The organism is Streptomyces parvulus (assembly GCF_014648855.1).
Taxonomy (GTDB): domain Bacteria; phylum Actinomycetota; class Actinomycetes; order Streptomycetales; family Streptomycetaceae; genus Streptomyces; species Streptomyces parvulus.
The window spans coordinates 397,275-409,308 of sequence record NZ_BMRX01000005.1; the positions used below are offsets into that span (position 1 = coordinate 397,275).

A 12,034-nucleotide genomic window follows, 5' to 3' on the forward strand; every position below is an offset into this window, starting at 1 on the left:
TGTGCGTACTCGCGTGCCGGCCCGAGCCTGCCAACGGTGCGTGACGGGCTCGGTTCGGCCTCATGTCCCCAGTGTTACGTCACACCTCGGCGTAGTTGAGCTGGGGCTTCGGTTCCGCCTGCCCCGCCGTGCCCTCCGGCACCTGCGGCGCCGGGCGGCGAAGGTATACCGCCCATGTGACCGCGAAACACACCGCGTAGAAGGCGAGGAAGGCCACGAAGGCGCCGGTGCCCGAGCCGGAGGAGAGGAAGGACTGGCGGAAGGCGAGGTTGATGGCGACGCCGCCGAGCGCGCCCACGGCGCCGATCAGCCCCATGGAGGCACCGGAGAGCCGCCGCCCGTACGCCACCGCCGCCTCGCCCGTCAGCCCCCTGCCCAGGGCCTTGTTCTGGAAGATCCCGGGGATCATCTTGAACGTCGAGCCGTTGCCGAGCCCGCTGAGCACGAACAGGACGACGAAGACGGCGGTGAACAGCCCGAGGGACTTCGCCATGCTGGCCGCGACGAGGACGGCGGTGGCGGCGGCCATCGCGACGAAGTTCCACAGGGTGATCCGGGCGCCCCCGTACCGGTCGGCGAGCCTGCCGCCCAGCGGCCGGATCAGGGAGCCGAGCAGCGGGCCGACGAAGGTCAGGTAGGCCGCCTGGAGCGGGGTCCGCCCGAACTGGGTCTGGAGCACCTGCCCGAAGGCGAAGCTGTACCCGATGAAGGAGCCGAACGTCCCGATGTACAGCAGCGCCATGATCCAGGTGTGCGCCTCCCGGGCGGCGTCCTTGGCGGCCCCGGTGTCGTTCTTCACCGAGGCGAGGTTGTCCATGAAGCAGGCGGCCAGGACGGCGGCCACCAGGATCAGCGGGATGTAGACGCCGAGCAGCACCCGGGGCCCGCCGCTCGCCCCGATGATCGCGAGCGCGGCCAGCTGGATCACCGGCACGCCGATGTTCCCGCCGCCGGCGTTGAGTCCGAGCGCCCAGCCCTTGCTGCGCAGCGGGAAGAAGGCGTTGATGTTGGTCATCGAGGAGGCGAAGTTGCCGCCGCCGATACCGGCCAGCAGCCCGACCAGCAGGAAGGTCGAGAAGGAGGTCCCCGGCTCCATCACCGCGAAGGCCGCGACGGTCGGCACGAGCAGGAGCCCGGCGGAGACGACGGTCCAGTTCCGCCCGCCGAAGACGGCGACGGCGAAGGTGTAGGGCACCCGCACCACGGCGCCGACGAGGGTGACCACGGACGTCAGCAGGAACTTGTCGGCGGGGCTCAGCCCGTACTCCGGGCCCATGAAGAGCACCAGCACGGACCAGAGCGTCCAGACGGAGAACCCGATGTGCTCGGAGAGCACGGAGAAGAACAGGTTCCGCCGGGCGGTCCGCTCCCCCGTCTCCTTCCAGAAGGTCTCGTTCTCCGGATCCCAGTACTCGATCCAGCGGCCGCCTGGGAAAGTCATGACGCCTCCACGGTGCTCCACAGCTCGGTCGCCCCGAAGGTAGGCAGGACGCGTTTCGGGCCGGTGGGGCTGCGGATGACCGCGAGGGAACGTCGCTCTCACCCGGCACCGACGCCGGATGAGAGGTCGCGCCGGTCAGCCCTGGGGGTTCCGGGGCTGCCAGTGGGGGTTCTGCTGCGGGTGGGGGTGGGGCTGGGGGGCGTACGGCTGCTGCGGGGGCGCGTACGCCTGCTGGTGGTACGGCTGCGGCTGCGGCGCGTACGCCTGCTGGGGATACGCCTGCGGCTGCGGCGCGTACGGCTGGTGCTGGGGGTACGCCTGCTGCTGGGGCTGGGCGTACTGGACGGGGGCCGGCGTGCCGTAGCCGCCGGGCGTGCCGTAGCCGCCGGGCGGCAGGTAGCGCACGCGGCCGGTCTCGTCGGCCACGGGTGCGAACCCGGCGGCCGCCAGCCGGGCCGCGAACTTCGCGTTGCGCCTGCGGGTGATCAGGAAGCCCACGCCCAGCAGGGCCAGGACGAGCAGCCAGACCACCGCGGCCACCTCGAAGTCGTCGGAGGAGCCGCCCGCGCGGTAGGCCAGGACCACGCAGCCGACGGTGACGCCGAGCGCGCCGTATCCCATCCGTTTCTCGGCGCTCTTGCCGGTGAGGTCGAAGTTGATGCGGGCCTTGAGGAGTTCGAAGGCGTCGGGGACGAGCGGCGGCACCGAGACCCCGTCGCCCGCGTTCGGGTACTGCGCCCAGTTCTGCGCGGCGCGGGCGCGGGCCTGCGGACTCGGGTCGGGCACGAGCAGCATCGTGAGCGAGCCGTTGGTCCCGCCGCCCTGGCGGACGTCGGCGTACTCGTAACCGAACTGCTGGGCCACGAAGGCGAGCCTGGCGAGTTTCTTCACGGACGCCATCGGACTGGTGAGCTGGACCGGTTCGCCGCTCGCCATCAACCGCAGCATCTTCTGCGTCTGCCGCTTGCTCATCGGGCCTGCTCCCCCTGACCGGCTCACGCCACTCTGTTCACTTGCGCAACCGGGGCAGTCTCGCACGCCGCCATGGCGGCCGTCAGCCCCGGTGGGCCGCCCGTGACCTCGGCCGCCCGCGCGCCGCCTTCCCTCCACCGTCCGGCCAGAGTTGCGGCTTGCGCTTGGCGGCCACGTCCTCCATCCAGCCGAACCAGACGACGCAGCTGCCGATCAGCAGCCAGGCGAGGACCAGGACCGGCCAGGGGCTCTCCAGAAGCCAGGTGAAGTGCTCGTACATGACGTCGAAGCCCCAGAGCTGGTCCCAGATGGTGGCGGCGATCAGGATGCACACGTTGTGCCACAGGTAGATCGTCACCGCCCGGGAGTTGAGCAGGGTGACCACCCGGTCCCAGCGGCGCAGCCGGCGCGGCCACTCGGACCAGGACGGGCTGACGTGCAGGAGCAGCAGCACCGTCGCGAAGGACCAGACGGCCTGGGCGAAGGGGATGGAGTCCAGGTCGTACCCGGTCTTGAAGCCCTCCCCGAAGGCGTACCAGAGGCCGAGCGCACCGATCAGCGGGGCGACCGACGGGACGACGTAGCGCGGGAGCCGCTTCAGGACGCCCTCCTGGTGGGCCATGCCCAGGATCCAGCAGGCGCCGAAGGTGCTGAAGTCGGTGAGGGCGGAGGGGATCCGCTCGCCCGGCAGTTCCAGGTAGCCGAACTGGAAGGCGGCCGAGAGCGCGATCGGCGCCAGGATCGTCGGCCAGGGCAGGGCACGCAGCGCGCGCAGCAGCAGCGGGGAGAGCAGGACGTACCAGAGGTAGGCGCGGATGTACCAGAGCGGTCCGGCGAGGTCCGAGGCCCAGTTGTCGCCCAGCAGCCCGTGAATGCCGGACAGCCCCTCGGCGTACGGCGGGTCGCTCAGCGGCAGGATCCAGAAGGTGAGGTGGAGCCACCACCAGCCGGGGTGCCCGTCGTCGTTCGGCCCCCAGCCCTGGAGCAGCATGCCGGTCACGCCGACGGCGCCGAGCAGCCACAGCGGCGGCAGCAGGCGGCGCATGCGGCCGCGGACGACCTGCACGGCGGGGCGCTTGAGGGAGCGGGCCATCAGGTTGCCGGCCAGGGCGAACATCACGCCCATGGACGGGAAGACCACGGGCAGCCACGCCCAGCCCGTCAGGTGGTAGAGCACCACGCGGAAGAGCGCCACGGCCCGCAGCAGGTCGAAGTAGCGGTCCCGGACGGGCCCCCGCCGGGCCTGCTTCTGCTGGGGCATCACCGGCGGGGCGGCGTCCGCGCCGACGGGCGCGTAGGGGGGCGGTGCGGTCACGTACGGGGCTTTCCGGGGCGGGGCGGTCGGGTCGTCGAGGAACGGAGCCGGGTCGTAGGGCGGGGTGGTCATCCGACCGGCCTCCCGTCCATGGCGCGGGAGCGCGGGGCGGGTACGCCGGGGGCCCCGCCGCCGGGCGGCGCGGACACGCCGCCGCTGCGGCGCAGCTTCTGCCAGCGCAGCCGGCCGCCGGTGAGGGCGGTGATCCAGGACTGGAGCAGCACCACGTACATGATCTGGCGGTAGAGGATCTGCTGGAGCGGCAGCGAGATGAGCGGGGTCAGCCGCTCCCGGTCCAGCCGGAAGGCGTAGGCCGCGCAGACCGCCTGGATGGCCAGGACGCCCAGCCAGGCGACGATCGTCTTCTGCGTCGGGCCGAAGACGATGCCGTAGAGCAGGAACACGTCGATCAGCGGGGCGAGCAGCGGGGCCAGCACCATGAAGAGGGAGACGAAGGGCAGGCCCACGCGGCCGAAGCGGCCGGACGGGCCCTTCTCGATCACCGCGCGGCGGTGCTTCCAGATGGCCTGCATGGTGCCGTACGACCAGCGGTAGCGCTGGGACCACAGCTGGCTGACGGACTCCGGGGCCTCGGTCCAGGCGCGGGCGTTCTCGGCGTAGACCACGCGCCAGCCGGCCCGGTGCAGCGCCATGGTGACGTCGGTGTCCTCGGCGAGCGTGTCGTCGCTCATGCCGCCGATGGGCGCGAGGGCGGAGCGGCGGAAGGCGCCGACGGCTCCGGGGATGGTCGGCATGCAGCCGAGGATGTCGTACATCCTGCGGTCCAGGTTGAAGCCCATCACGTACTCGATGTGCTGCCAGGCGCCGATGAGGCTGTCCTTGTTGCCGACCTTCGCGTTGCCCGCCACGGCGCCCACCCTCGGGTCGCCGAAGGGCTGGACGAGTTCGCGGACGGTGGAGGGTTCGAAGACGGTGTCGCCGTCCATCATCACGACGATGTCGTACCGGGCGTTGGCCAGGCCCCGGTTGAGGGCGGCGGGCTTGCCCGCGTTGAGCTGGCGGATGACCCGGACGCCCGGCAGGCCGAGGCCCTCGACGATGCGGGCGGTGCCGTCGGTGGAGCCGTCGTCGATGACGATGATCTCGATCGGGTGGTCGCTCTCCATGAGCGAACGGACCGTGTTCTCGATGCACTTGGCCTCGTTGTACGCCGGGACCAGCACCGTCACCGGTCCGGTGACCGCGGGCCCCCAGCCGAAGCCCTTGCGGCGGACCCGGCGGGCGTGGACGCCGGAGAGCAGCAGCATCAGCACGAACCGGCCGATGACCAGGGTGCCGATGATCGCCAGGCCGACCACCAGGACGTCGGTGAGCTTCTCCGAGGCCTGGACGAGGAAGACCCAGGCCTTGCCCTTCCACAGTTCGGCGCCGGTGACCGGGCTCATGGCGCTGGGCGCGTCCAGGGCCTCGGTGAGGTTGGCGAACCGGTAGCCCTTCTCCTTGAGGTCGGGCAGGAACCGGTCGAGGGCCTGCACGGTCTGGTGGCGGTCGCCGCCGGAGTCGTGCATCAGGACGATGGCGCCCTTGCCGCCCTCGGGGGTGGCCCGGCGGATGATCTCCCCGACGCCGGGCTTCTTCCAGTCCTCGCTGTCCGTGTTGTTGACGACCGTGATGTAGCCGCGGCTGCCTATGTACTCGGTGACCGGCCAGGACTTGTCGTCCATGGCGTCGGCGAAGGAGGAGTAGGGCGGGCGGAAGAGCGAGGTGCGCACGCCGGCCGCGCCGGTGATCGCCAGCTGGTTCTGCGACAGCTCCCAGTCGATGCGCTTCTTGGACTGGAAGGAGAGGTCGGGGTGGTTGAAGGTGTGCAGGCCGACCTCGTGGCCCTCGTCGACCATGCGCTGGACGAGGTCCGGGTAGCGGGAGGCCATGGTGCCGGTCACGAAGAAGACCGCGTGCGCGTCGTGCTTCTTCAGCACGTCCAGCACCCTCGGGGTCCAGGTCGGGTCCGGGCCGTCGTCGAAGGTGAGGACGAGCCGGTGGTCGGGGACGCTCAGGCTCTCGGTGCGGCCGCCCCGGACGTCGATGACCGGGCCGCCCTCCAGGATCTTCTCGGGCACGTGCGTGGTGGGCGCGGGGGCCTGGACGCGGTGGTCGGCGAGTATCTCGCTGTGCACGTAGCCGCGCAGCATGAGCATCGCGGCCAGGGCGACCAGCAGGAGCAGGGGCAGCAGCAGGCGCAGGGGCAGGCGGCGGCGGGACACCGCACGGGCGCTGCGCGCGGCCCCGTGACGGCGGGTGCGGGATGCCATCAGAGGGTGGTCTCCGGGGACAGGGGCGTGGACGGGGAGGTGTCGCCCCGTTCGGCGACGACGGTGGTGCCTGCGGCCCCGGCGAGGGGGGTGGCCGCCCCGTTGACGCCCGCGCCGCCCTCACCCGGGTCGGAGCCGGTGGTGGCGCCGCCGGTGGGCTCGGTCGGGTCGACCGTGGTGGGGTCGCCGCCGCCGGCCGGGGCGGACGGGCCGGTGGTGGAGGGCGGCGGCGCCTGCGAGGAACCCGTGGGGCCCGGCGCGGTCGATCCGGTTCCGGCGGGCTTCTCGTCGGTGCCGGTCTCGCCGGCGCCGGGGCCGGTGCTCGTGCCGGTCCGCGGGGTGTCGCCGGAGGTGGTGCCGGGCGCGGGGGCTCCGGCGCCCGGCGTACCGGTCGAGCCGGCGGCGCTGGGCCCGGCCTCCGGGGTGCCGGTGGCGGCGGGCGGCCCGGACCGCGAGGGCAACGGGGTGGTGTCGACCTGCCCGGCGGGTGCGCCCTCCTCCTGGCCCGGAACGGGCATCCAGGGGGCGTCGGAGTTGCCGGACATCAGGGTGGAGACGATGACGACGGCGTACACGGCGCAGGCGATGCCGACGAGTATGCCGAGGCGGCGGTAGAGGCGGCTGCGGCGGCCGGAGGCGTCGACGAAGACCGGTCCCTCGGAGGGCTCGTGACGGCTCTTGCGGTGTCCGCCGTCGGTGCGGTGGAGCACGCCGTCGCCGAGCTGGACGGCGTCGAGCTGGACCGTCACCTCGTGCGGGTCGTGGGTGTGCGCGGCGTCCGGGGCCTCGGCCTTCGCCTCCTCCTCCGGGGTCTCCTGCCAGGGGTCGCGCAGGAGCGGCACAGGAGGGGCGGGGACGGCCGCGGCGGCCGGACCCGGAGGGCCCGGCGGAGCGGCGGCGTCGGGCTTGCCCCAGGTGATGCGCGGCGGCCGGCCGAAGGGGTCGGAGCCCGGGTGCTCCCGGGCTATTCGGGAACCGAGTATCTCCGTCTCGCCGTTGCCGCCCGCGGCACCCGGGCGGCGCGGGCCGCGGTCGCCGGGGCCGCTGCCGAACCAGCCGGACCCGGGCCCGCCGGAGGACGGCGCGCTCATCGCGGGCTCTCCTGCGGGCGGGAAGGAGCGGGTCGGCCGGGACACCTCGGTGGGGTCAGCATCCGGTCTTGCCTCCGAGAGATCACGAACCCCGGACTCGACCTCGGGCCACTCCGGTTGGGCGTCTTTTTGCCAGTTCTTCACGCGCGCGCACTTCCCCCCACGGGACACTTCCGGGTGCGCATACGACTCCGAGCACCCGTCGGCCGAACCGGCCCCCACCAGGTTCGAGCGCCCCCTGTATCACACCGTGCTCAGGCAGAGAATGTAGCGCACGCGGAGGATCCGTGGTTGCCGCGTGTCAATTGTGGACGGACATCACAGCGCTGTCGGTGGCCGGAATCCATCCCCCGACGGGTGCCCGGAGCCAGTCGTTCTCAGCCGCGACCTGCGCCGCCGCCCGGCGCAGGGCGTTCAGCGCGGGGCGCACCAGTCCCTTCCTCCAGACCAGTGAGACCGGAGACAGCGGCACCGGATCGACGAGCGGCCGCACGACGGTCGACTCCATGGCCGGAAAGCTCACCACGGCCAGGATCGGATGCCGCGTCCGGTCCATGATCCGTCGGAACTCCTCGACGCCGACCGCCAGCGGAAGGGGTGGCGCCACCTCGATGCCCCGTCCCTCGAACAGGCGGTGCGCGAGGTCCGTCCACTCCGGCGTGCGCGGGTTCCCGGCCCCGGCGTACACCCGCTCCCCGGCGAGCGCGGAGAGCGGCACCTCGGGGAGCCGGGCCAGCGGGTGGTCCTCGGGCAGCACGACCGCCATCGGCTCGTACCGGACGGGCTGGTGGGCGAGCCCGGCGCGCAGGGCCGGGGGCAGGCCCGCGAAGCGGCCGAAGGACGCGTCGATGCGGCCGGCGGCCATCTCGGCGGCGGCGTGGGCCAGTCCGCTCTCGTAGCGCGCCATCAGCTCCTCGCCGGGGGCGAGTTCGCGGGCCCGTTCCAGCACCAGGCGGCCGGTGACCAGCCCCGGGGAGTTGAGGTCGACCAGCAGCGGGCGGGCCTGCCCCAGGGCGGCGAGGAGCTGGTCCTGGGCGTCGAGGACGCGCCGGGCGTACGGCAGCAGCCGCTCGCCGTCGGCCGTCAGCGTCACCTGCCGGGTCGTCCGCACGAACAGCTCGGCGCCCAGCTCCCGTTCCAGGCGCCGTACGTCCCGGCTGAGCGCCTGCTGGGCGACGTACAGCCGGGCGGCGGCGCGGGTGAAGTGCAGGTCCTCGGCGACGGCGACGAAGGCGCGCAGGAGGCGGGGGTCGAGGTGGGCGGGTGCGGGCATCCGGGGAACCTACAACAGGAGTGCGTCAATGGCGACGGATTAGGTGTTGGACCGCCGGGCCGCCCCCGGGCGACGGTGTCCACATGCCGCAACCCACCTTCGCACGTCCCGCTCCGCGGTCCGCCCCGGCCCCGCGGGGCACCCTCCTCGCCGTCACCGCCGACTCCCTGGTCGCCGCCGACCTCCGCCCGCGCGGCGGCCGCCCGCCCGGCCCGTACCGCCGGCTGCTGGCCACGCCCGACGCCCGCGCCTTCACCGTCGGGAACCTGATGGCGCGGCTGCCGATGGGCATGTTCAGTGTCAGCGCGGTCGTGATGATCGCCGGCACCCGTGGCTCGTACGCCCTGGCGGGTGCCGTCACCGCGACGGGGCTGGCGGCCACCGCCGTCGTCGCCCCGTGGACCGCCCGGCTCGTGGACCGGCACGGTCAGGCCCGGGTCGCCGTGCCCGCCACCCTGGTCGCCGCCCTCGGCTCGCTGGCCCTGCTGCTGTGCGTGCGGTACGGCGCACCGGCCTGGACCCTGTTCGCCGCGTACGCCGCGACCGCGACGACCCCCAACACCGGCGGCATGGCGCGGGCCCGCTGGAACCACCTGCTGAAGGGCGACGCCGACGCGCTGCACACCGCGAACTCCTTCGAGCAGGCGGCGGACGAGCTGTGCTTCATGCTCGGTCCGGTCCTCGCGGCCTTCCTGTGCACGGCGGTGTTCCCGCAGGCCGGCACGCTCGTCGGCGTGGTGCTGCTGGTGACCGGCATGCTGCTGTTCACCGCCCAGCGCTCGACCGAGCCCCCGGCCCGGCCCCGCCCCGCGGCGAGCGCGCCGTTGCGTGCCCCGGGCATGCCGCCGCTGCTGGCGGGGTGCCTGGCCATGGGCGGGATCTTCGGTGCCATGGAGGTCGTCACCATCGCCTTCGCGGACGCGCAGGGGCACCGCGCGGCGGCCGGGGTGGTCCTCGCGCTCCAGGCGGCCGGCTCCTGCGCGGCCGGTCTGCTGTACGGCGCCGTGCGGCCGGCCGGATCCGCCGCCGCCCGGCTGCCGTGGTGCGTGGCGGTGATGGCGGCCCTGCTGACGCTGCCGCTGCTCGCGGCGGCCCTCACCGGCTCCCTGCCGCTGCTGGCGCTCGCCCTGCTGGTCGCCGGGATGGCGACCGCACCGACGATGGTCACCACCATGACGCTGGTCCAGCGGCGCACCCCCGAGGGGCGTCTGAACGAGGGGATGACCCTCGCCGTGACGGGTCTGCTCGGCGGCATGGCCTGCGGCAGCGCCGCGGGCGGCTGGGCGGTGGAGCACGCCTCGGTGGCGGCCGCCTACGGCATCCCGGTGACGGCGGCGGCGGTGGCCCTGCTGCTCGCCCTGCCGCCGGCCCGGCGGGCGGCGTCCTGATGGGAGGGGACACGACGAGGGGGCAGGCGCTCGCCGTCAGCGAGTACCTGCCCCCTCGGGGACGTGGAGATGGCGGGAATCGAACCCGCGTCCAACGGTGCGGAATCAGGGCTTCTCCGTGTGCAGTCCGCTTCGATTTTCTCAGCCCCGGAGATCACGCGGACAAGTCTCCGACGGGCTCAGTCACTGTTTGGTTTCCCTCTTCACCCCGTGACCGGGATCAAGGTTTAGTCCCCTAGCTGATGCCAGGATCCGGGTCGGGAACAGCCCCGGGCTGACACTCCCGTAGTAGGAGGCTCGCTCTGCTACCTGAGATCAGGCAGCGAGGGCGAAGGCCTGCTGGGAGGAATCGCGCTTGGTGTTGGCGATTATTTTTTCGGCCTGTGGTTTACGAGATCATGGCCGCTTCCTCGACACGCTTCCCCTGCTTCGACAGCCGCTGTCGAAACCGATCATCCCCATGTTGATTTTTCAATCCCTCCGGAGAGGGGGCCGCACCCGCTGTGAGGTGCGGATGCCATCGTACGTGACCAACGCACGAGGGTGCCAGCCTATTCCCGGCGGTCAGGCCCGCTGCTTGCGGCGGATCGCCGACATGGTGCGCTCCGCCTCGCGCCGGTCCTGCTTCTCCCGGAGCGTCTGGCGCTTGTCGTACTCCTTCTTGCCCCGCGCCAGCGCGATCTCGACCTTGGCCCGGCCGTCCTTGAAGTAGAGGGCCAGCGGCACGATGGTGTGCCCGGTCTCCTGGGACTTCGACTCCAGCTTGTCGATCTCCACGCGGTGCAGCAGCAGCTTGCGCTTGCGCCGGGCGCTGTGGTTGGTCCACGTGCCCTGGCTGTACTCCGGCACGTGCACGTTGTGCAGCCAGGCCTCGTGTCCGTCCAGCTGCACGAAGCCGTCCGCCAGCGAGGCCCGCCCCTGGCGCAGCGACTTCACCTCGGTCCCGGACAGGACGAGGCCCGCCTCGTAGGTGTCGAGGATCTGGTAGTCGTGCCGCGCCTTCTTGTTCTGCGCGATCAGCTTGCGCCCTTTTTCCTTAGCCATAGTGCAACCATTTTGGCACTACACAGGGGGCGTACGGAAAGCCGATTACGCGGTCGGCCCCAGTCCGCTCAGCACCGTCCGCGCCCGTTCCAGGGCGGCCGGCTTCGCCGGGTCGACCTCCAGGTCGGGTGTGATGCCCCTGCCGTCGACGCCGCGGCCGGCCGGGGTGCGGTAGTGCCCCACGGTCAGCTCGGCCACCGAGCCGCCGGGGAGCCGGCTCGGCATCTGCACCGAGCCCTTGCCGAAGGTGCGGGAGCCGATGACCACCGCCCGGCCGCGGTCCTGGAGGGCCCCGGTGAGCAGTTCGGCCGCGCTCATCGTGCCGCCGTCGACGAGCGCGACCAGGGGTCTGGTGGTCTCGCCGCCGGACTCGGCGTGCAGGGCCCGCTGGTCGCCGTCGACGTCGTACGTGGCGACCAGGCCGCCGTCGAGGAAGGCGGAGGCCGCGGTGACCGCCTCGGAGACCAGGCCGCCGGAGTTGCCGCGCAGGTCGAGGACGACCCCCGTGCCGGACGGCAGCCGCCGCACGGCGTCCCGGACCTGTGCGCCGACGCCCTTGCTGAAGGAGAGGACCCTGATCACGGTGTCGCCGGTGGCGAGGGTGCGGACCGTCACGGGGTCCGTGGAGAGGCTGGCCCGGCGCACGGTCTCGCTCCACGCGCGCGTGCCGCGCTCCAGGCCCAGCCGGACGGAGGTGCCCGCGGGCTCCTCCTCGGCGTCGCCGCGCAGTATGGCGACGACCTCGGTGACGGGACGCCCGTCGACCCGCTCGCCGTCGACGCTGCGCAGCCGGTCGCCCTCGCGGATCCCGGCGTCGGCCGCGGGCGAGCCGGTCCGCACGCCGGTCACCTCGATGCGGCCGTCGCTCTCGCGCCGCGCGGAGAGCCCGACGCCGGTGTACCGGCCGTCCAGGGCCTCCTCCAACTCCTCGTACTCGCCGTGGGAGTAGACGGCGCCCCAGCGGTCCCCGCTGCGGCTGACCGCGCGTTCGGCGGCCTCCTCCGGGGACTTGCCGTCGGCCAGCGCCTCGGCGGCCGCCCTGGCGACCTCGTCGTGCCGCCCTGCGGGCGCCGCCGGACGTGCCGCGTCCGGTTCGGGCTCCGGGCCGGTTCCGGGCAGCGACCCGGTGACCCCGCCCGCGACGAGCACACTGGCGAACACCAAGGCCAGAGCGGCCCCGTGGCGTACGCGGCGGGGCTGACAGAACAGGTCACGACCTGACATGCCGGTGAGTCTA

9 protein-coding genes and 1 other RNA gene are annotated in these 12,034 nt (G+C 72.9%); 1 reads left to right on the forward strand and 9 read right to left on the reverse strand.

What is annotated here, in order from left to right:
* Nucleotides 1–79 precede the first annotated feature (79 nt).
* The 6 genes from IE108_RS11910 to IE108_RS11935 form a co-directional block, all read right to left on the reverse strand.
* Complete coding sequence (locus tag IE108_RS11910) at nt 80–1,441, reverse strand: nitrate/nitrite transporter (protein ID WP_064728170.1); 1,362 nt, start codon at nt 1,439–1,441, stop codon at nt 80–82.
* Nucleotides 1,442–1,576: 135 nt separating this feature from the next.
* Nucleotides 1,577–2,413 carry a hypothetical protein gene (locus IE108_RS11915; RefSeq protein ID WP_064728171.1) on the reverse strand — a complete coding sequence of 279 codons (837 nt, stop codon included), beginning with the start codon at nt 2,411–2,413 and terminating at the stop codon, nt 1,577–1,579.
* An 82-nt stretch (nt 2,414–2,495) separates the two neighbouring features.
* The gene (locus tag IE108_RS11920) at nt 2,496–3,800 is read right to left on the reverse strand and encodes an acyltransferase family protein (protein WP_079163522.1); all 1,305 of its coding nucleotides are present in this window, start codon (nt 3,798–3,800) and stop codon (nt 2,496–2,498) included.
* Nucleotides 3,797–6,001 (reverse strand): bifunctional polysaccharide deacetylase/glycosyltransferase family 2 protein, encoded by a 2,205-nt coding sequence (locus IE108_RS11925; RefSeq protein ID WP_064728172.1) that lies wholly within the window; start codon nt 5,999–6,001, stop codon nt 3,797–3,799. Before IE108_RS11925 ends, IE108_RS11920 begins: the two co-directional genes overlap by 4 nt.
* Complete coding sequence (locus tag IE108_RS11930; RefSeq protein WP_064728173.1) at nt 6,001–7,092, reverse strand: hypothetical protein; 1,092 nt, start codon at nt 7,090–7,092, stop codon at nt 6,001–6,003. The genes IE108_RS11925 and IE108_RS11930 overlap by 1 nt, the downstream gene beginning before the upstream one ends.
* Before the next feature lie 301 nt (nt 7,093–7,393).
* On the reverse strand, nt 7,394–8,365 hold the full coding sequence (locus IE108_RS11935; RefSeq protein WP_064728174.1) for a LysR family transcriptional regulator: 972 nt from the start codon (nt 8,363–8,365) through the stop codon (nt 7,394–7,396).
* Between the two features lie 83 nt (nt 8,366–8,448).
* Here IE108_RS11935 and IE108_RS11940 point away from each other — a divergent pair, with 83 nt between their 5' ends.
* Nucleotides 8,449–9,753, forward strand: a complete 1,305-nt coding sequence (locus IE108_RS11940; RefSeq protein WP_064728175.1) for an MFS transporter — start codon at nt 8,449–8,451, stop codon at nt 9,751–9,753.
* Between the two features lie 61 nt (nt 9,754–9,814).
* On the opposite strand, the gene ssrA is transcribed toward IE108_RS11940, so the two are convergent.
* The 3 genes from ssrA to IE108_RS11955 form a co-directional block, all read right to left on the reverse strand.
* Nucleotides 9,815–10,213: a transfer-messenger RNA gene (gene ssrA, locus IE108_RS11945) on the reverse strand.
* A 104-nt stretch (nt 10,214–10,317) separates the two neighbouring features.
* Entirely contained in the window at nt 10,318–10,797 is a 480-nt protein-coding gene (gene smpB / locus IE108_RS11950) for an SsrA-binding protein SmpB (protein ID WP_064728176.1), read from the reverse strand.
* Nucleotides 10,798–10,842: 45 nt separating this feature from the next.
* Nucleotides 10,843–12,021 carry a S41 family peptidase gene (locus IE108_RS11955; protein WP_189397624.1) on the reverse strand — a complete coding sequence of 393 codons (1,179 nt, stop codon included), beginning with the start codon at nt 12,019–12,021 and terminating at the stop codon, nt 10,843–10,845.
* Nucleotides 12,022–12,034 lie beyond the last annotated feature (13 nt).